Raw genomic sequence first — 19,134 nt, forward strand, 5'->3', positions numbered from 1 at the left:
GCGTGGCCCCACCCAAGGTGCAAGCCATGGACCCGCGTGGTCATGGCGAACCTCTCAGGTTCCGATGACAGATGGGGAGGAACGACCTCGCCCGTCATTGCCCTTGGAGACGACCGACTGTGAGCAGTACGCCACTCCGCCACACCGCGCTCGATGCCCTGCATCGCTCGCTCGGCGCGACGATGACCGACTTCGCCGGCTGGGACATGCCCCTGCGCTACGGCTCCGAGCGCGACGAGCACATCGCCGTACGGACGCAGGCCGGGCTCTTCGACCTCTCCCACATGGGTGAGATCACCGTCACCGGTGCGCAGGCCGCCGCCTTCCTCAATCACGCGCTGGTCGGCAACATCGCCTCCGTCGGTGTCGGCCGCGCCCGCTACACCATGATCTGCCAGGCCGACGGCGGCATCCTCGACGACCTGATCGTCTACCGGCTCGCCGACACCGAGTACATGATCGTCGCCAACGCCTCCAACGCCCAGGTCGTGCTGGACGCGCTCACCGAGCGGGTGACCGGCTTCGACGCCGAGGTCCGTGACGACCGGGACGCCTACGCGCTGCTCGCCGTCCAGGGCCCCGAGTCCCCCGGCATCCTGAAGTCGCTCACCGACGCCGACCTCGACGGCCTGAAGTACTACGCCGGTCTGCCCGGCACCGTCGCCGGTGTCCCCGCGCTCATCGCCCGCACCGGGTACACCGGCGAGGACGGCTTCGAGCTGTTCGTGAAGCCGGAGCACGCCGTCGAACTGTGGCAGGCCCTGACCAAGGCCGGCGCGGGCGTCGGCCTGATCCCCTGTGGGCTGTCCTGCCGGGACACCCTGCGCCTTGAGGCGGGCATGCCGCTGTACGGCCATGAGCTGACCACCTCCCTCACGCCCTTCGACGCCGGGCTCGGCCGGGTGGTGAAGTTCGAGAAGGAGGGCGACTTTGTCGGGCGCGAGGCGCTCCAGCAGGCCGCCGACCGTGCCGCGCAGAACCCGCCCCGCGTCCTGGTCGGCCTGATCGCCGAGGGGCGTCGGGTCCCGCGCGCCGGGTACCCGGTCGTCGCCGGCGGCGAGGTCATCGGTGAGGTCACCTCCGGTGCGCCCTCCCCCACGCTGGGCAAGCCGATCGCGATGGCGTACGTCGACGCGGCGCACTCGGCGCCGGGCACGGCCGGGGTCGGCGTGGACATCCGCGGCAGCCATGAGCCGTACGAGGTCGTGGCCCTGCCCTTCTACAAGCGGCAGAAGTAGCGCCAGAAGTAGAGACTGACAGCGGTGAGCGCGTGACTCTGCGCACATACCCGCTGCTCACAGACGTTTCTTGCAGCCCCCCGCCCATCACCACTCCCGCGCGTACAGGAGAATTCAGGCCATGAGCAACCCCCAGCAGCTGCGTTACAGCAAGGAGCACGAGTGGCTGTCGACCGCCGAGGACGGCGTCTCGACGGTCGGCATCACCGAGTTCGCGGCCAACGCGCTCGGCGATGTCGTCTACGCCCAGCTCCCCGAGGTCGGCTCGACCGTGACCGCGGGTGAGACCTGCGGCGAGCTGGAGTCGACCAAGTCGGTCTCCGACCTGTACTCCCCGGTCACCGGCGAGGTCACCGAGATCAACGAGGACGTGGTGAACGACCCGTCGCTGGTGAACTCCGCCCCCTTCGAGGGCGGCTGGCTGTTCAAGGTACGGATCACGGAGGAGCCGGCCGACCTGCTCTCCGCGGACGAGTACGTCGCCCACACCGCCGGCTGAGGAGTTCCATCCCTTATGTCTGACATGTCACTCATGAACCAGTCCCTGCACGAGCTGGACCCGGCCATCGCCGCCGCGCTCGACGCCGAGCTGGAGCGCCAGCAGTCCACCCTGGAGATGATCGCCTCCGAGAACTTCGCGCCGGTCGCGGTCATGGAGGCCCAGGGCTCGGTCGCCACCAACAAGTACGCCGAGGGCTACCCGGGCCGCCGCTACTACGGCGGCTGCGAGCACGTCGACGTCGCCGAGCAGATCGCGATCGACCGGGTCAAGGAGCTGTTCGGCGCCGAGTACGCCAACGTCCAGCCCCACTCCGGCGCCTCCGCCAACCAGGCCGCCCTGTTCGCCCTGGCCCAGCCCGGCGACACCATCCTCGGTCTGGACCTGGCGCACGGCGGCCACCTCACCCACGGCATGCGGCTGAACTTCTCCGGCAAGCAGTTCAACGTGGTCGCGTACCACGTGGACACCGCGACCGGCCTGGTCGACATGGCCGAGCTGGAGCGGCTCGCCAAGGAGCACCGGCCGAAGGTGATCATCGCCGGCTGGTCGGCGTACCCGCGGCAGCTGGACTTCGCCGAGTTCCGGCGGATCGCCGACGAGGTCGGGGCGTACCTGTGGGTCGACATGGCGCACTTCGCCGGCCTGGTCGCGGCGGGGCTGCACCCGAACCCGGTCGAGCACGCGGACGTCGTCACCTCCACCACCCACAAGACGCTGGGCGGCCCGCGCGGCGGCATCATCCTCGCGAAGAAGGACTTCGCCAAGAAGCTGAACTCGTCCGTCTTCCCGGGCTTCCAGGGCGGCCCCCTGGAGCACGTGATCGCGGCCAAGGCGGTCTCCTTCAAGGTCGCCGCGAGCGAGGACTTCAAGGAGCGCCAGCGTCGTACCGTGGAAGGCGCGCGGATCCTCGCCGAGCGCCTGACGGCGGCCGACGCCCGTGCGGCCGGGGTGAACGTGCTCTCCGGCGGCACGGACGTGCACCTGATCCTGGTGGACCTGCGCGAGTCCGAGCTGGACGGCCAGCAGGCCGAGGACCGTCTCCACGAGGTCGGCATCACGGTCAACCGCAACGCCGTCCCGAACGACCCGCGCCCGCCGATGGTGACGTCGGGGCTGCGCATCGGTACGCCGGCGCTCGCGACCCGCGGCTTCACGGCCGAGGACTTCGCCGAGGTCGCGGACGTCATCGCCGAGACGCTGAAGCCGTCCTACGACGCCGAGTCGCTCAAGGCCCGGGTGAAGGCGCTGGCGGACAAGCACCCGCTGTACCCCGGTCTGAACAAGTAGTTCCTGGTAGTTCCTTTCTGTGGGGTGTCCCGCACACTGGTCGTGAGCGACCGGGGCGCCCCGCAGAAACCCTTCTGCACCACCCCGTATTGAGGAGTACCCCGTGGCCATCTCGGTCTTCGACCTGTTCTCGATCGGCATCGGCCCGTCCAGCTCCCACACGGTCGGCCCGATGCGCGCGGCCGGTATGTTCGCGCGCCGCCTGCGCAACGAGGAGGTGCTGCCCTCCGTGGCATCCGTCCGCTGCGAGCTCTACGGCTCCCTCGGCGCGACGGGACACGGCCACGGCACCCCCAAGGCGGTGCTGCTGGGCCTGGAGGGGTCCTCCCCGCGGACGGTGGACGTGGAGACGGCGGACGAGCGCGTCGAGGCCATCAAGGCCACGGGCCGGCTCCGGCTGCTCGACGAGCACGAGATCCCGTTCTCCTTCGACGACGACCTGGTCCTGCACCGCCGCAAGACCCTCCCCTACCACGCCAACGGCATGACGCTGTGGGCGTACGACGCCTCCGGGGCGGAGCTGCTGTCGAAGACCTACTACTCGGTGGGCGGCGGCTTCGTCGTCGACGAGGACGCGGTGGGCGCGGACCGGATCAAGCTCGACGACACGGTCCTGAAGTACCCCTTCCGCACGGGCGACGAGCTGCTGCGGCTCACACAGGAGACGGGCCTGTCGATCTCGTCCCTGATGCTGGAGAACGAGCGGGCCTGGCGCACCGAGGACGAGATCCGCGAGGGCCTGCTGGAGATCTGGCGGGTGATGCGCGAGTGCGTGTCGCGGGGCATGTCCCGCGAGGGCATCCTGCCGGGCGGCCTGAAGGTGCGCCGCCGGGCCGCGAACACCGCGCGCAAGCTGCGCTCGGAGGGCGACCCGAAGGCCCTGGCGATGGAGTGGATCACGCTCTACGCGATGGCGGTGAACGAGGAGAACGCCGCCGGCGGCCGGGTCGTCACCGCGCCGACGAACGGCGCGGCGGGCATCATCCCGGCCGTCCTGCACTACTACATCAACTTCGTCCCCGGCGCCGACGAGGAGGGCGTGGTCCGCTTCCTGCTGGCCGCCGGCGCGATCGGCATGCTCTTCAAGGAGAACGCCTCGATCTCCGGCGCCGAGGTCGGCTGCCAGGGCGAGGTCGGCTCGGCCTGCTCGATGGCGGCGGGCGCGCTGGCGGAGGTGCTCGGCGGCTCCCCGGAGCAGGTGGAGAACGCCGCCGAGATCGGCATGGAGCACAACCTGGGCCTGACCTGCGACCCGGTCGGCGGGCTCGTCCAGATCCCGTGCATCGAGCGCAACGGCATGGCCGCGGTGAAGGCGGTCACGGCGGCGCGGATGGCGATGCGCGGCGACGGCTCCCACAAGGTGTCCCTGGACAAGGTCATCAAGACGATGAAGGACACGGGCGCCGACATGTCGGTGAAGTACAAGGAGACGGCTCGGGGCGGGCTGGCGGTCAACATCATCGAGTGCTGATCGGCGCCCCCTCCGCGCGGGCGGTCAGGGCCTCGGCCACCGCACACGAGTGCGGTGGTTCGAATGTTGACGATTCCACGTCAGGGACGCGTCAAGCGTGCCACGGTGGGCATACACCAACCCCAACTCCTGCCCCCCACCGGCACTTCAGGGAGTCCCCCATGCTGCGCGGCATCGACGTGAGTGCGTATCAGTCCTCGTCCTACGACACCGACGGCCTCTCCTTCGTCATCATCAAGGCGACGGAGGGCCGTTCGTACATCAACCCCAAACTCGCCGCCCAGACCGAGCGGGCCCGTGACGCCGGCCTGGTGGTGGGCTTCTACCACTTCCTGTGGCCGGGCAATCTCTCGGCCCAGGCGGACTATTTCGTCCGGCACGCCCCCGAGAGGGCCGGCGACATCCTCGCGGTGGACTGGGAGACGACGAGCGAGGGCACGCACGCGAGCAACGCGGAGAAGGACCTCTTCATCCGGAAGGTGAAGGAGAAGCGGCCCAACAACCCGGTGATCCTGTACGCCAACCGCCACTACTGGCTGAACGTCGACACGACGTCGTACGCCGGCGACGGACTCTGGATCGCCGACTACGTGTCCGCGGGCAAGCCCCGCATCCAGGCGAAGTGGCGCTTCCACCAGTACACCGACGACCCGCTGGACAAGAACGTGGCGCGTTTCTCCAGCAAGGCGGCCCTGCGCGAATGGGCCGAGAACGCCTGACGGCCGGGCCGCCGGGGGTCATGTGACGCGGCGTCGGCTCGCCTGACGAGAGTCGAACCGCTGCCCGCGCGGCAAGGGGCGCCCGGCTCGCGTGGGCAGGCCGGGCGCCCCTTCCGCGAGTGTCACTTGCTCAGGTAGGCCCAGAACTCGTCGAACGACAGGAGCTTGTCGCCGTTCAGGTCACGGCTCTTGATGATCGCCTCGGCGACCGCCTCCGTGACGTTCCAGTCGCCGCCCTGGGCGAGGGCCGTCTTGAACTCGGCGGCGGTGATGGTGCCGTCCCCGTCCGCATCGATGCGCTCGAACTGCTTGCGTGCTTCCTCGATGTCGATGTGCGCCACCGGTCCGCCCCTTTACTCGCGTTGACTCGCGTCTGTCGTGTTGTGCTGGCTTGCTGCCGCAGGTCAGATTAGCTGCCCTTGCGTACCTTCCGGGCGGCGACCACCGGGGCCGGGGTGCGGACTCGACGCGGACGAGGAGCGGCGGTGGCAGCGACGATCCTGCGGGACATCCTGGACTCGGCGGCACGGGGCGTCTTCCCGCCCGAGGACGGCCGTACGAGGGTCGTGCCCCAGCCGTCCCCCCGGGGCGCGGGCGTCCTCGCCCTCACCGCGCACACCGTGGTCTTCACCGACGAGGACCCCGGCTGGGTGTACGACACCCTCCGCGGCGTGGACTGCGACGCGCTGGCCGCGCCCCTGAACCCGCGTTTCCTGGCCGCCCTCATGGAGCGGACGGGCCGGACGTGCGAGACCGTCGACGCGGTTCTGGTCGGCTCCCCACTGCCCGGTGAGCCGCCGCTGGCGCTGGCGGAGGTCGAGGACGCGGGCCATCCCCGGGTCGGCTACGCCCACGGACGCCGCGACGCCGTGCGCGCCTGGACGGCTCAGGGCGGGGTGCTCGTGCTGGGGCGCGGGGTCGCCGGGCGGCTGGAGGTCTCGGTCGAGGTGGACGAGGGCGTACGGCGCCGGGGGCTGGGGCGGCTGCTGGTGACGGCCGCCCGGCATCTCGTCACGGAGCCGCTGTGGGCGCAGGTCGCGCCTGGGAACGCCCGTAGTGCGCGGGCGTTCCAGGCGGCCGGGTACCGGCCGGTGGGCGCGGAGTTGCTGCTCCGCGCCCGATAGGCGGCTAGGGGGTGTTTCGAAAGTCCCGCACAGCACCCACGGCGCCCGGCACGCACCCTCGCCGCACCGGCCAAAGGCCCAAGTACGTCCAGTACGAGGGCCTTCGTCCGGCACGCCGAGGGCACGCACCGGACACCGCGGGCACCGCACGAGACTTTCGAAACACCCCCTAGTGGCTCAGTGCCAGGCCTCGAAGTGCGGGTTGCTCTGGCAGCCGCTCATGATCTCGACCTTGGTCGTCTTGTTCACCGGGCAGACGCCGATGATGTACTTGCGCGCGATACCACCGGGGAAGGCGACCTCCACCTGGTCGGCCCACTTGTGGGTGTCTCCGATGGTCTTGTTGACGTCGATACCGCCGGGGGCGTCGATGTAGTAGTTCCAGCCCGATTTCCACCAGTTCTTGTACAGGTCGTGGTCGTACGTCGTGGAGACGTACGGGGAGGGCTGGTTGACCAGGACGTACTGCTCCAGGTCGTACTGGCCGTCCACGACGTCCTTGGGTTTGAAGCCCTCCTCGAAGACGATGTCCGGCCCTCGGCCGTCGGCCCGGTAGAGCGTGCCGCAGCTGGTGCGCCAGGCCGGGTCGGGGGTGATGCGCTCGACGTCGACGCGGCGGTCGGCGGCGGCCTCGATCCGGTCGTCGTACTGAACGGGACAGGCGGCCGGGGCGGGCGCGGCAGCAGGAACTGCGGCCTGCGCAGCGGCCCTCACGGCGGTCGCGGCAGCCGCGGGCGGGGACGCGGGAGCCGTGGCGGCCGTCGTGGTGAGGACGGCCGCAAGGGACAGTACGGCGGCAGCGGCACGCCGCCGCAGACGAGTTGTGATCATGGGGAGCACGATTCCGCCCCCGCGGCGGAGCGCCATGGATCTTCACCCGTACGGCGGCGTGTCCGCTGACCGCCGGTCAGCCGCTAACGGAAGACGCCGGTGTGGCCCAGGGAGTAGCGGCCCGGCTGCGGGTAGACGGCGAGGCCGTGCGGTCCGCTGCCCACCGGGATGCGGGCGAGCTGCTTCCCGGTGCGGGTGTCGATGGCGTACACCTCGGCGTCGTAGCGGCCCGACAGCCACAGCACCTTGCCGTCGGCGGAGACGCCGCCCATGTCGGGGCTGCCGCCGTCGGGGAGTTGCCACTTCTTGGTGAGCTTGTTCTTGGTGAAGTCGAAGACGGAGACGCTGCCCTCGCCGCGGTTGGAGACATACATCTCCCGTGAGTCGCGGCTCACGTAGAGACCGTGGCAGCCCTTGCCGGTGGGCAGCAGCGTCGGCTCGTCGAACTTGTCGCCGTCGAGCACCCACATGCCATGGGCCATCATGTCGGCGATGTAGAAGCGCTTGCCGTCCGGCGAGACCTTGACGTCCTGCGGCATGGCCCCGTCGAAGGGGAGCTTCTGCTGTGCGACGACCTTCATCTTCTCGGTGTCGACCTTGAGCAGCTCCCCGCTGAACTCGCAGGAGACGATGAAGTACCGGCCGTCGAGGGAGAAGTCGGCGTGGTTGACGCCGTAGCAGGTGACCGGCTCGGTCTTGAGCCGCTTCATGGTGTGCGGGTCGCGGAAGACGAGTTCGCGGTCGAGGGAGGCCATGACGACGGCGTACTTGCCGTTGGGCGTGAAGTAGAGGTTGTACGGGTCGTGGACCTTCACCTCCTTGCCCGCCTTGCCGGTCCTCGGGTCGATGGGGGTGAGGGTGTGGCCGCGGTTGTTGTTGACCCAGAGGGTCTTCAGATCCCAGGACGGCACGACATGCTGGGGCTGACGGCCGACGCGGACGGTCTCGATGATCTTGTACGTCTTCGGGTCGATGACCGAGACGGTGTCCGACTCGGTGTTGGGGACGTAGACCCGGGAGGGAAAGTCCTTGACGACCGGGGAGAGCTTGTCGGGGCGGTCGGCGGCGTAGACGTCCTTCGGGTCGAGGACGGGCGGCATGCCGGGCAGTCCGTCGACGGGCGGCTGCTTGGCCGGGGCGGGGACGGCGGCCCGGGTGCCGCGGGACTCGACGGCCTGGCCCCTGTCCTTGGCGGACTCGGTGCCGCAGGCCGCGAGCGCGAGTAGGCCGACGCCGGCGAGGAGGGTGCGGTGGGTCAGGTTCACCGGACTATTTAATGAGAACTGCGCCGAAAAACGCATGATTCACCCGATAGGCGGGCCCCAGGCGGGTCGGAGCTCGTAGCTTGATCCCTGACCTAGCGGTCCGCCACCCTCATCTCGAACCATGTCGTCTTGCCTCGCGGCAGCAGGTCCACGCCCCAGCGGTCGGATAGCTTTTCCACGAGGAACAGGCCCCGGCCGCTGATGTCCATCTCCTGTACCGGCATCAGACAGGGCAGCCCGCGGGACGGGTCGCGGACCTCGACACGGATCCAGCCGCGGCGGCGGCGCATCCGCAGGCCGAAGACGCGGGCGCCGGTGTGGCGGACGGCGTTGCCGACGAGTTCGGAGACGAGGAGGACCGCGTCCTCGGTCATCTTCGGGCCGAGGCCCCACTGGCACAGGACCACGACCTGGGCCAGCCGCCGTGCCGTGGCGGCGGACTCGGGGCGCGACGGCAGCGGAACCTCCGCCTCCGTGGGATTGCCGAACAACTCGAGTGCCTTCGCAGCAGCTTCGTCCTCCGCCGCCGGCGACCAGCGCGCCGCGGCTGCACGGCTGTGTCCCCGCGGCTGTTCGATACCCTCCAGCCCCGCCATGACCCCATCATGGCTGCCGCCGGGGCGCTCCGGGGCCGTTCCTGTGGAATACACCCCCCGGAATCCGGCATTCCGAAAGCCTCCACCGGCATATGACGGGGGCAGTTCGGGACCTGCAACAGCCCGTCCGACCTGCGGCGAAGGGCGCGCCGGCGGCAAGAGACGGACTCCCTCGACAAGACACGCTTAAGGTTGCCTTAAGGCTGCCATAAAGCGCTCCATCGAGGGACCCGGATCAGACACGCCGTCAACTGCAAGTGGTACGGCGCATTTTCACACCTGAATTTTCCGAGCGCTCACCGCGGGGCGTCAGAGGAACTTGGCCTTGCCCGGCCCTTCCTCGACGAAGCTGCGCATACCGCGCTCGCGGTCCTCCGTCGCGAACAGGCCCGCGAACCAGTTCCGTTCGATGGCGAGGCCCGTCTCGATGTCCGTCTCCAGGCCCGCGTCGACGGACTCCTTGGCGGCGCGCAGCGCGAGTGCCGGGCCCTGCGCCAGCTTCGCCGCCCAGGCGTGCGCCTCGGCGTAGACCTGGTCGGCCGCCACCACCCGGTCCACCAGGCCCAGTTCCCGCGCCTCGTCCGCCTTGACCATGCGGCCCGTGAAGATCAGGTCCTTCGCCTTCGACGGTCCGACGAGGCGGGCCAGTCGCTGGGTGCCGCCGGCGCCCGGGATCAGGCCGAGCAGGATCTCCGGCTGGCCCAGCTTGGCGTTCTCGGCGGCGATCCGGAAGTCCGCGCACAGGGCCAACTCGCAGCCCCCGCCGAGCGCGTAGCCGGTCACGGCCGCCACGACCGGCTTGGGGATCCGGGCCACCGCTGTGAACGACTCCTGGAGGGCCCGTGCGCGCAGGACCATCGCCGTGTGGTCCATGGCCTGCATCTCCTTGATGTCCGCGCCCGCCGCGAACACCTTCTCCCCGCCGTAGATCACCACGGCCCGTACGTCGTCGCGCCGCCCCGCCTCCTCGGCGAGCTCCTTGAGCCGGTCCTGGGTGGCGACGTCCAGCGCGTTCATGGGCGGGCGGTCGAGGCGGAGGGTGCCGACGCCCTCGGCGACTTCGAGATTCACGGTCATGCGAGCAGGTTAACGGGGATTAACGGCGGCGGCCCCGGTGCCGTACCTCACAATGAGGCGGGCACCGGGGCCGTCCTGTCCGGATTCTGCTGCTTACGCCTTCCACTTCTCCCAGGACATGTTCCAGCCGTTGAGGCCGTTCCCGGGGGCCACCGTCCCGTCGGCGGAGTTCTTCACGACCACCACGTCACCGAGGATCGAGTGGTTGTAGAACCACGCCGCCGGGGTGTCCTTGTCCCACGCGCCCTTGACGTCGCGCAGGCCGACGCAGCCGTGGCTGGCGTTGGTGTTGCCGAAGGCGCCACCGGCCCAGTAGTTGCCGTGGATGAAGGTGCCGGAGTCGGTCAGGCGGATGGCGTGCGGCACGTCCTTGATGTCGTACTCGCCCTCGTAGCCGACCGTGTCGCCGTTCATCCGGGTCTGGACGAACTTCTCGGTCATGACCATCTGGCCGTTCCAGGTCTCGTACCCGGGCGCGCCTGTGGTGACGGGGATGGTCTTCACGACCTTGCCGTCCTGCGTGACCTTCATCTTCTTGGCCTTGGCGTCCACGATCGAGACCTGGTTGCGGCCGATGGTGAAGGAGACCTTCTTGTCCTGCTCGCCGTAGACACCGGGGCGGCCCTCGACGCCGTCGAGGTTGAGGTCGACGGTGACCTTGGTGCCTTCCTTCCAGTACGTCTCGGGCCGGAAGTCCAGGCGGTCGTTGCCGAACCAGTGACCGGCGACCTCGACGGCCGGTTCGGTCTTGACGGTGATGGCCTTCTCGACGTCCTCGGGCTCGGTGATGCCCCGGTCGAAGCGGATCGAGAACGGCATTCCCACGCCGACCTCGGAACCGTCCTCCGGCGTGAAGCGGCCGACGAAGGTGTTCTTCGGGGTCAGTGTGGTGAAGTCGGATTCCTCGGCGGCCTCGGCGCCCTCGGAGTCCTTGGCGACCGCGTGCACCGTGTACTCGGTGTCGGCGGCCAGATGCGTCGACGGCGTCCAGGTGGCGCCGTCGCCGGATATCTTCCCGGCTATCGCGTTGCCGTTGGCGTCCTTCACCTCGACGTCCGTGAGCTTGCCCTTGGCGGCGGTGACCTTCAGCGCGCCGCTGGTCTCGACGGACTTCGCGCCGTCCTTCGGGGCTATCGTCACGACCGCCTGTGACTTCCTGCCCTCGGCCGCGCCGGCGTCCTTGCCCTTGCCGTCGCCCGCCCCGGAATTCGATCCGCCGCCCCCACCGCACGCGGTGACCGTGAACAGCAGGGCACCCACGAGTGCCGCCATCCCCTTGCGCCTGCGCACGCGCGCGTCAACCGACGCCCCCGATATCGGCCGCACGTTCAAGTCGTACTCCCCTCCCCGGGCCTGGTCCCGCCAGGCCCGCTCCCCCGCGCGTCTGCCGCGCTCACCGGCGCATATTAACCACAAGGTCAGGGGCGTCGGCATCGCGCGATTGTCACCATTGCGTTCCAACATCGGCCGATGGCCGGTTGGCGGCAACGCACCCCTCTGTCCGGTTACTTCACCGCACTCCCGGCCTTCCACTCCTTCCAGCCCATATTCCATCCTCCGAGGCCGTTGTCGGGAGCGACCTTCTTGTCGTTGCTGTGGACGACCTCGACCACGTCCCCGACGAGGCTGCGGTCGAAGAACCAGCCCGCGGGCGTCTCGGAGCCGCCGCCCTTGACGTCCCTGAGCCCCACGCATCCGTGGCTGACGTTGTCCCGGCCGAAGACCGAGGCGTCCGCCCAGTAGTTGCCGTGCAGGAAGGTGCCGGAGTCGGTCAGCCGCATGGCGTGCGGGACGTCCGGGATGTCGTACTCGCCCTTGCCGTTCTTCTTCTTGAAGCCGACCGTGGCGCCGTTCATGCGGGTCAGCTCGAGCATCTCGGTGACCACCATCTTGCCGTTGTAGGTGGTGGTCTTCGGGGCGCCGGCGGTGACGGGGACGCTGGTGAGCAGTTCGCCGTCGCGCCGGACCTCCATGGTGTGCCTGGCGGCGTCCACCACGGAGACCTGGTGGCGGCCGACGGTGAAGGAGAACGTCTTGTGCTGGAGCCCGTACACCCCGGGCGCCCCTTCGACGTCCCGCAGGCGCAGGGCGACGGTGACCCGGGTGCCGGGCCGCCAGTAGTCCCGGGGGCGGAAGTCGAGGCGGGCCCCGCCGAACCAGTGCGGGCGGATCTCCACGGCCGGTTCGGCGGTGACCTGGACGGCGCGTTCGACGGCGGCCCGGTCCCGGATCTCCCGGTTGAACTCCAGGGAGACGATCATTCCGGTGCCGACGGTGGAGCGGTTCTCGGGGGTGACGTATCCGATGAACCGCTCGTCGGGGACGTGCGTGGCGAAGGTCGTGTGGCGTGCGCTGCGCCTGCCGTGACCGTCCAGGGCCACCGCGTCGATCGTGTACCTGGCGGCCAGCGCGAGCCCGGCGTCGTCTGGCTCCCAGCGCCGGCCGTCCTGCGAGATGCGCCCGGGCACCTCGGAATCCTGAGCATCCTGGGACTTGACGACCTTCACCGACTCCAGGCGCCCGCTCAGCACGCGGACGAGCAGCCGGTCGTCGGGGCGTACGTCCTTGGTGCCGTCGTCCGGCATCACCCGGATCACGTCCTCGGGCGCGGGCGGTTTGCCGAGCATCTGGTCGATGCCGCCCCGGCCGGTGTCCGAAGTGCAGCCGGCCGCGCCGGCCAGCAGTCCCGCCCATGTCAGTACGGCGGCCAACACGGCCCCCGCGCGCCGCGCGCGCCCTTGTACGTGCCTCACGAAGACCCCAACGACCGGGGCGGCCCTGGGGAAACGTGAGTGCGAGCCACCCGGTGGGCAGAACAGTGGGGAGGACGACGCGATGGGGAGCCGCGGACCGGGACTGCGCGGGCTCTCCTTCCCCGTTCGTGTGGTCCCTGAGCCGTGGGAGGCCGTCAGGTGTCGAGCGCAGCCGAACAGGAGGCGGTGGCCGGGGCGGTCGCCGCCGAGGAGGGGCGCCCGGCCGCCGTGGTGAACGGGGCGCGGCGCAAGGCCCCCGCGGTGCCCGTGTGGCCGGGCACGCCGGTGCCGCTCGGCGCCCGCTTCCGGGTCGGCCCGGACGGGGTGGCGGGCACCAACTTCGCGCTGTGGGCGGGCGGGGCGGAGGCGGTGGAGCTGTGCCTGTTCGACGGGCAGGGCAAGGAGACGCGGGCCAAGCTGACCGAACTGACGCACGAGATCTGGCACGGCTTCGTGCCCGGCGTGATGCCCGGCCAGCGCTACGGCTATCGGGTGCACGGCCGCTGGGACCCGTGGACCGGCGCCCGCTGGAACCCGGCGAAGCTGCTCCTCGACCCGTACGCGCGCGCGGTGGACGGCGCCGAGGGAAATGACTACAGCAGCCTGCCGCCCGAGGTGTACGGCCATGTGAGGGACTGGCCGCAGCAGCATGTCGCCGACACCGTGCGCGACGAACGGGACTCGGCGCCGTACGTCCCGAAGGGGGTGGTCGTCCATGACGACGCCCCCGACGACGAGTGGATGGACGACCGGCGGCCGAAGACGCCGTGGGCCGACTCGGTGATCTACGAGGTGCATGTGCGGGGCTTCACCCAGCTGCACCCGGGGATCCCGCGGGAGCTGCGGGGCACCTACGCGGGGCTCGCGCATCCGGCGGCGATCGAGCACCTCGTGAAGCTGGGGGTGACGGCCGTGGAGCTGCTGCCGGTGCACCAGTTCGCGCACGAGGACCATCTGCTGCGCAAAGGTCTGCGCAACTACTGGGGTTACAACTCCATCGGCTACTTCGCCCCGCATGCCGCCTACGCCGCCTCCGGGACGACCGGTCAACAGGTCGGCGAGTTCAAGCAGATGGTCCGAGCGCTGCACGCCGCCGGGATCGAGGTCGTCCTCGACGTCGTCTACAACCACACGGCGGAGGCGGGCGAGCTGGGTCCGATGCTGTCGCTGAAGGGCATCGACAACCGCGGCTACTACCGCTTGCAGCCGGACGCCCGCCGGTACGCCGACTACACGGGCTGCGGGAACACCCTGCACGTCGTCCAGCCGCACGTCCTGCGGCTGATCACCGACTCGCTGCGGTACTGGGTGACGGAGATGGGGGTGGACGGCTTCCGTTTCGACCTGGCCGCGGCGCTGGCCCGCTCCATGCACGACGTCGACATGCTCTCGCCGTTCCTCGCGGTCATCGCACAGGACCCGGTGCTGCGCCGGGTGAAGCTGATCGCCGAGCCGTGGGACGTGGGGTCGGGCGGCTACCAGGTCGGCGCCTTCCCCCCGCTGTGGACGGAGTGGAACGACCGCTACCGCAACGCCGTACGGGATTTCTGGCGGGGCGCGCTGCCGGATGTGCGGGATCTGGGGTACCGCCTGTCGGGATCCAGCGACCTGTACGCCTGGGGCGGGCGGCGGCCGTACGCCTCGGTCAACTTCGTGACGGCGCACGACGGTTTCACGCTGCGGGACCTGGTGTCCTACGAGCGCAAGCACAACGAGGCGAACGGGGAGGGCAACCGGGACGGATCCGACGACAACCGGTCCTGGAACTGCGGCGCCGAGGGCGAGACGGACGACGAGCGGGTACGGGCGCTGCGGCGACGGCAGCTGCGGAACCTGCTGACGACCCTGCTGCTGTCGACGGGCGTACCGATGCTGGTCGCGGGAGACGAGCTGGGGCGGACGCAGCGGGGCAACAACAACGCGTACTGCCAGGACAACGAGATCAGCTGGCTGGACTGGGGGCTGCTGGAGGACCCGCGGTGGAGGGCGCTGTTCGACCTGACCGCACGGCTGATCGCGCTGCGCCACCGGCATCCGGTGCTGCGCCGGCGGGCGTTCTTCTCCGGGCGGGCGCACTCGGCGGACGGGCTGCGCGACCTGGCCTGGTTCACGGCGCGGGGCACCGAGATGACGGAGCGGGACTGGTACGCGCCCGCCGCCACGCTGGGCATGTATCTGTCCGGGCGGGACATCCCGGGCCGGGACGAGCGCGGGGCGCCGATACTCGACGACAGCTTCCTGGCCGTACTGCACGCCGGGGACCGGCCGGTGAGCTTCGTCCTGCCGGCGCCGCCATGGGCGGAGCGCTACGAGGTGGTCGTCGACACCTCGCGGGAGGAGCAGCAGGAGGCGCCGGGGGTGGAGCACCGGGCGGGCGAGGTGATCACGGTCGCGGCGCGGTCCGTGCTGTTGCTGCGGGTCGACGGTTTCACCCGATCGATGGAGGCGAGGGATACGACGTGACGGGCATGCCTGGTCGGCCCCCTCGAACACGCAGGTCGTAGGACCAACGGCGGACCGCGGCCCGGCCAAAACTCGGTGGGCAGTGTCAGTGGCGATCCGTAGGCTCGCTGCTGATGGTGACCTCACATGCGACCGACAAGGATCCCTCCGACCGCTCCGACGCCGGCCGGCCCGGCCGTTCCGCCGTACGCACGCTGCTGCGTCTGTGGCCGTATGTGCGGCCCGTGCGGACGCGGCTGTTCACCGCGGCGTTCGTGGCGGTCCTGGCCTCCTGTCTGTCGCTGGTCATCCCGTTCGTCCTGAAGTGGATGGTGGACGGGCCCGTGGCCGGCCGGGACCCGGCCGGGGTCTGGCTGGGCGCGCTGTGTCTGCTGCTGCTCGGGTTCGCCGAGGCGCTGCTGTTCGGGCTGCGGCGGTGGCTGGTGGCCCGGCCGCTGGCCGGGGTCGAGGCATCGATGCGGGCGGATCTGTACCGGCATCTTCAGCGGCTGCCGGTGGCCTTCCACGACCGGTGGGCGTCGGGGCAGTTGCTGTCGCGGGGCACCACCGATCTGATGCTGCTGCGGATGTTCCTCGCCTTTCCGCTGACGTTCCTGCTCGTCAACAGCGTGACGATCCTCGTCGGCGTGATCATCATGCTGGTCCAGGACTGGACGCTGGGACTGGTCATCCTGATCCCGGCCGTGCCCGTGATGGTCACCTGCGTGATCTTCGAGAAGCGGTACGCCTCCGTGGCCCGCCGCGCCCAGGACCAGGTGGGCGATCTGACGACGGTCGTCGAGGAGAGCGTGCTCGGCATCCGGATCATCAAGGGGTTCGGGCGGCACCGCAGTCAGGCCCGGGCGTTCCGTGAGCTGTCGCGGACGCTGCGCGGCACCGAACTGCACAAGGCGCGGCTGCTCGCGACGATCTGGGGCGTCATCGTGACGCTGCCGGAGCTGGCCATCGGGGCGGCCCTGGTGCTGGGCACCGTGCAGGTGGCCGACGGCGAGCTGTCGGCGGGCACGCTGGTGGCGTTCCTGTCGACGGCGCTCGCGCTGCGGTGGCCGGTGGACTCCATCGGGTTCCTGCTGGCGATGAGCCAGGAGGCGGCCACCGCCACGGAGCGGTACTTCGAGGTCATGGACGAGGCGCCGGAGGGCCATGAGCGCTCGGCTGCCGAGGAGGACCGTAGGGACCTCGGACTGCGGTTCCACGGCGTGCGGTTCCGCTATCCCGACGCCCCCGAGGACGCCGCGCCCGTCCTGGACCGCATCGACCTGCACATCCGGCCCGGCGAGTCCATGGCCCTCGTCGGCGCGACGGGCAGCGGCAAGACGACGCTGACCGCCCTGGTCCCCCGTCTGCACGAGGTGACGTCCGGCAGGATCACCCTCGACGGCCGGGACATCACCGCACTGTCCAGACAGGAGCTGCGCGAACTCGTCGCCGTGGCCTTCGAGGAGCCCACCCTCTTCTCGGCCAGCGTCGCGGACAACGTCCTCATGGGCGCCGGGCCGGGCGCCGCGGAGCCCGAACTGGAGCGGGCGCTGGCGGTGGCGCAGGCCGACTTCGCGCACGCCCTGCCGCACGGCACCGGGACCCAGGTCGGCGAGCAGGGGCTGAGCCTCTCCGGCGGGCAGCGCCAGCGCCTCGCGCTCGCGCGGGCCGTCGTCGGCCGGCCCCGTTTCCTCGTGCTGGACGATCCCTTGTCCGCGCTCGACGTGCACACCGAGGCCGCCGTGGAGGCCGCCCTGCGGGACGTGCTCGCGGAGACCACGGCCCTGATCGTCGCCCACCGCCCGTCCACCGTGCTGCTCGCCGACCGCGTCGCGCTGCTCTCCGACGGCCGTATCACCGCGGTCGGCACCCATCACGAACTGCTGCGCACGAACGCCGAGTACGCCCACCTCATGGCCGGAACCGAGGAGGCCGACCGATGACGGCGACCACCGCCACCGCACCGGGCAAGGAACAGCCGGCCGAGCCGCCCCAGCGGCCCGGCGATCCCTTCGACCGCGATGTCCTGCCCACTCCGCCGGGCGCCACCGCGGCCCTGCTGCGTTCCCTGCTCGCGCCGATGAAGGCCCGCGTCGCCCTCACCACACTTCTGCTGCTGCTCCAGCAGGCGGCGGTGCAGGCGGGCCCGCTGCTCGTGGCGTACGCCATCGACTCGGCCGTACCGGCGTTCCGGCGCGACGACCTCGGGCCGCTCCTCGCGGTGGGCGCCGGCTATCTGCTGTGCGCGCTGGCCTCCGGCCTGCTCCAGTACGCGTTCATCCTGGCCTCCGCCCGCGTCAACCAGGACGTGCTGCTCGACCTGCGCGGCCGTATCTTCCGCCATGCCCAGGCCCTCAGCCTCGACTTCCACGAGCGCTACACCTCGGGCCGGCTGATCTCGCGCTCCACGACGGACGTGGAGTCCCTGCGCGAGCTGCTCGACGAGGGCCTCCAGGAGCTCGTCACCGTCATCCTGTCCTTCGTCTACATCTCGGCGATGCTGCTCTGGCTCGATCTCGGGCTGGGCGCGGTGGCGGTGGCCTCCTTCGTGCCGCTGTACCTCCTCGTGCGGCTCTACCGGCGGCGGGCCGCGCGCGTGTACACCCTGCGGTCCACCGCCATCGCGGCCGTGATCGTGAAGTTCGTGGAGACGATGAACGGCATCCGCCCGGTGCGCGCCTTCCGGCGGGAGGCCGCCAACGACGCCGACTTCCGTGTCCTCAACACCCGGCACGAGCGCACCAACGGCGACGCCCTGCTGGAGATGGCCCGGTATGTGATCGGCTCCCGGCTGGTCGCCAACACGGCCGTGGCGGGGATCGTGCTGTGGGGCGCCTACCGGGTGGCGGGCGGCACCCTCGCCCTGGGTGTGCTGGCGGCGGCCGTGCTGTATCTGCGCCGGCTGTACGACCCGATCGACCGGCTCGGCATGTTCCTCAACTCCTACCAGTCGGCGGCGGCCTCCCTGGAGAAGATCGCCGGGCTGCTGGCGCAGACCCCGTCCGTGCCCGAGCCGTCCGCGCCCCGCCGGCTCCCGGCCCTGGAGAGCGAACACCCCGGCCGCGAGGTCGTCTTCGACGGCGTCCGGTTCGCCTACCGCACGGGCGGCGAGGTGCTGCCCCGCTTCGACCTCACCCTCCCGGCCGGGCAGACCGTCGCGGTCGTCGGCTCCACCGGCGCGGGCAAGTCGACGCTGGCCAAGCTGCTCGCCCGCTTCTACGACCCCTCCGACGGCCGGGTCCTGCTGGACGGCGTCGACCTGCGCGAGCTGCCCGTGCCCGAACTGCGGCGCGGGGTGGTGATGGTGACGCAGGAGGCGTTCCTGTTCTCCGGCACGGTCGCCGAGAACATCGCCATCGGCCGCCCGGACGCCACCCGCGAGGAGATCGAGCACGCGGCGAAGGCCATCGGCGCGCACGACTTCATCACCTCGCTGCCCGACGGCTACGACACGGACGTACGCAAGCGGGGTGGCCGGATCTCCGCGGGGCAGCGCCAGCTCGTGGCGTTCGCGCGGGCGTTGCTCGCCGACCCGGCGGTGCTGATCCTCGACGAGGCGACCAGCTCCCTGGACATCCCCGGCGAGCGGGCCGTGCAGCGCGCGATGTCGACGGTCCTGCACGGCCGCACGGCCGTCGTCATCGCCCACCGGCTGTCCACGGTGGAGATCGCGGACCGGGTGCTGGTCATGGAGCACGGCAGGATCGTCGAGGACGGCACACCGGCCGAACTCGTCGCGGGGAAGGGAAGGTTCGCGGATCTGCACCGGGCCTGGCGGGACAGCCTGGCGTAGCCGGGTGGCACGCGGTCGACACGAGACGAGACGGCA

Annotated in this window: 16 protein-coding genes; 9 read left to right on the top strand and 7 right to left on the bottom strand. The window is 70.5% G+C overall.

The window, feature by feature from the left end; genetic code table 11:
- The first annotated feature begins 119 nt into the window (after positions 1-119).
- From gcvT to ACHBTE_RS33795, 5 genes are all read left to right on the top strand, one after another.
- Positions 120-1,238, top strand: coding sequence for a glycine cleavage system aminomethyltransferase GcvT (gene gcvT / locus ACHBTE_RS33775; RefSeq protein WP_394729207.1), 1,119 nt, complete (start codon positions 120-122; stop codon positions 1,236-1,238).
- Between the two features lie 121 nt (positions 1,239-1,359).
- The gene (gene gcvH / locus ACHBTE_RS33780) at positions 1,360-1,737 is read left to right on the top strand and encodes a glycine cleavage system protein GcvH (protein WP_394729209.1); all 378 of its coding nucleotides are present in this window, start codon (positions 1,360-1,362) and stop codon (positions 1,735-1,737) included.
- A gap of 24 nt (positions 1,738-1,761) precedes the next feature.
- Complete coding sequence (gene glyA / locus ACHBTE_RS33785) at positions 1,762-3,027, top strand: serine hydroxymethyltransferase (RefSeq protein WP_394729256.1); 1,266 nt, start codon at positions 1,762-1,764, stop codon at positions 3,025-3,027.
- A 103-nt stretch (positions 3,028-3,130) separates the two neighbouring features.
- Positions 3,131-4,498, top strand: a complete 1,368-nt coding sequence (locus tag ACHBTE_RS33790; RefSeq protein WP_394729211.1) for an L-serine ammonia-lyase — start codon at positions 3,131-3,133, stop codon at positions 4,496-4,498.
- A gap of 161 nt (positions 4,499-4,659) precedes the next feature.
- Positions 4,660-5,217 (top strand): glycoside hydrolase family 25 protein, encoded by a 558-nt coding sequence (locus ACHBTE_RS33795; RefSeq protein WP_394729213.1) that lies wholly within the window; start codon positions 4,660-4,662, stop codon positions 5,215-5,217.
- Positions 5,218-5,339: 122 nt separating this feature from the next.
- Here ACHBTE_RS33795 and ACHBTE_RS33800 read toward each other — a convergent pair whose 3' ends face one another.
- Positions 5,340-5,558, bottom strand: a complete 219-nt coding sequence (locus ACHBTE_RS33800) for an EF-hand domain-containing protein (protein WP_394729215.1) — start codon at positions 5,556-5,558, stop codon at positions 5,340-5,342.
- A 144-nt stretch (positions 5,559-5,702) separates the two neighbouring features.
- On the opposite strand from ACHBTE_RS33800, the gene ACHBTE_RS33805 reads away from it, so the two are divergent.
- On the top strand, positions 5,703-6,341 hold the full coding sequence (locus ACHBTE_RS33805) for a GNAT family N-acetyltransferase (protein ID WP_394729217.1): 639 nt from the start codon (positions 5,703-5,705) through the stop codon (positions 6,339-6,341).
- Between the two features lie 177 nt (positions 6,342-6,518).
- Here the strand turns inward: ACHBTE_RS33805 and ACHBTE_RS33810 are convergent, their stop codons facing one another.
- The 6 genes from ACHBTE_RS33810 to ACHBTE_RS33835 all read right to left on the bottom strand — a co-directional run bounded on the left by ACHBTE_RS33810 (position 6,519) and on the right by ACHBTE_RS33835 (position 12,863).
- Complete coding sequence (locus ACHBTE_RS33810; protein ID WP_394729219.1) at positions 6,519-7,172, bottom strand: ADP-ribosyltransferase; 654 nt, start codon at positions 7,170-7,172, stop codon at positions 6,519-6,521.
- A gap of 83 nt (positions 7,173-7,255) precedes the next feature.
- The gene (locus ACHBTE_RS33815; protein WP_394729221.1) at positions 7,256-8,473 is read right to left on the bottom strand and encodes a YncE family protein; all 1,218 of its coding nucleotides are present in this window, start codon (positions 8,471-8,473) and stop codon (positions 7,256-7,258) included.
- 56 nt (positions 8,474-8,529) lie between these two features.
- Entirely contained in the window at positions 8,530-9,033 is a 504-nt protein-coding gene (locus ACHBTE_RS33820) for an ATP-binding protein (protein WP_394729223.1), read from the bottom strand.
- A gap of 309 nt (positions 9,034-9,342) precedes the next feature.
- Positions 9,343-10,110 (bottom strand): enoyl-CoA hydratase/isomerase family protein, encoded by a 768-nt coding sequence (locus tag ACHBTE_RS33825; RefSeq protein ID WP_394729225.1) that lies wholly within the window; start codon positions 10,108-10,110, stop codon positions 9,343-9,345.
- A 93-nt stretch (positions 10,111-10,203) separates the two neighbouring features.
- On the bottom strand, positions 10,204-11,442 hold the full coding sequence (locus tag ACHBTE_RS33830) for an Ig-like domain-containing protein (protein ID WP_394729227.1): 1,239 nt from the start codon (positions 11,440-11,442) through the stop codon (positions 10,204-10,206).
- Positions 11,443-11,615: 173 nt separating this feature from the next.
- Complete coding sequence (locus tag ACHBTE_RS33835; RefSeq protein WP_394729229.1) at positions 11,616-12,863, bottom strand: Ig-like domain-containing protein; 1,248 nt, start codon at positions 12,861-12,863, stop codon at positions 11,616-11,618.
- Positions 12,864-13,022: 159 nt separating this feature from the next.
- On the opposite strand from ACHBTE_RS33835, the gene glgX reads away from it, so the two are divergent.
- From glgX to ACHBTE_RS33850, 3 genes are all read left to right on the top strand, one after another.
- On the top strand, positions 13,023-15,326 hold the full coding sequence (gene glgX, locus ACHBTE_RS33840) for a glycogen debranching protein GlgX (protein ID WP_394729231.1): 2,304 nt from the start codon (positions 13,023-13,025) through the stop codon (positions 15,324-15,326).
- A 113-nt stretch (positions 15,327-15,439) separates the two neighbouring features.
- A complete protein-coding gene (locus tag ACHBTE_RS33845; RefSeq protein WP_394729233.1) occupies positions 15,440-17,248 on the top strand; it encodes an ABC transporter ATP-binding protein in 1,809 nt (602 codons plus the stop codon).
- Positions 17,245-19,098: an ABC transporter ATP-binding protein gene (locus tag ACHBTE_RS33850; protein ID WP_394729235.1), complete on the top strand. Its 1,854-nt coding sequence runs from the start codon at positions 17,245-17,247 to the stop codon at positions 19,096-19,098. Before ACHBTE_RS33845 ends, ACHBTE_RS33850 begins: the two co-directional genes overlap by 4 nt.
- Positions 19,099-19,134 lie beyond the last annotated feature (36 nt).

The sequence above is a fragment of the Streptomyces sp. M41 genome (assembly GCF_043673425.1).
In the GTDB taxonomy this organism is placed as follows: Bacteria; Actinomycetota; Actinomycetes; order Streptomycetales; family Streptomycetaceae; genus Streptomyces.

What these genes read in the sequence shown, in the direction of transcription:
- gcvH (WP_394729209.1), top strand. Translation starts at nt 1,360, where the DNA reads ATGAGCAACCCCCAGCAGCTGCGTTACAGCAAGGAGCACGAGTGGCTG.
- glyA (WP_394729256.1), top strand. Translation starts at nt 1,762, where the DNA reads ATGTCACTCATGAACCAGTCCCTGCACGAGCTGGACCCGGCCATCGCC.
- ACHBTE_RS33795 (WP_394729213.1), top strand. Translation starts at nt 4,660, where the DNA reads ATGCTGCGCGGCATCGACGTGAGTGCGTATCAGTCCTCGTCCTACGAC.
- ACHBTE_RS33810 (WP_394729219.1), bottom strand. Translation starts at nt 7,172, where the DNA reads ATGATCACAACTCGTCTGCGGCGGCGTGCCGCTGCCGCCGTACTGTCC.
- ACHBTE_RS33815 (WP_394729221.1), bottom strand. Translation starts at nt 8,473, where the DNA reads ATGCGTTTTTCGGCGCAGTTCTCATTAAATAGTCCGGTGAACCTGACC.
- ACHBTE_RS33820 (WP_394729223.1), bottom strand. Translation starts at nt 9,033, where the DNA reads ATGGCGGGGCTGGAGGGTATCGAACAGCCGCGGGGACACAGCCGTGCA.
- ACHBTE_RS33825 (WP_394729225.1), bottom strand. Translation starts at nt 10,110, where the DNA reads ATGACCGTGAATCTCGAAGTCGCCGAGGGCGTCGGCACCCTCCGCCTC.
- ACHBTE_RS33845 (WP_394729233.1), top strand. Translation starts at nt 15,440, where the DNA reads ATGGTGACCTCACATGCGACCGACAAGGATCCCTCCGACCGCTCCGAC.
- ACHBTE_RS33850 (WP_394729235.1), top strand. Translation starts at nt 17,245, where the DNA reads ATGACGGCGACCACCGCCACCGCACCGGGCAAGGAACAGCCGGCCGAG.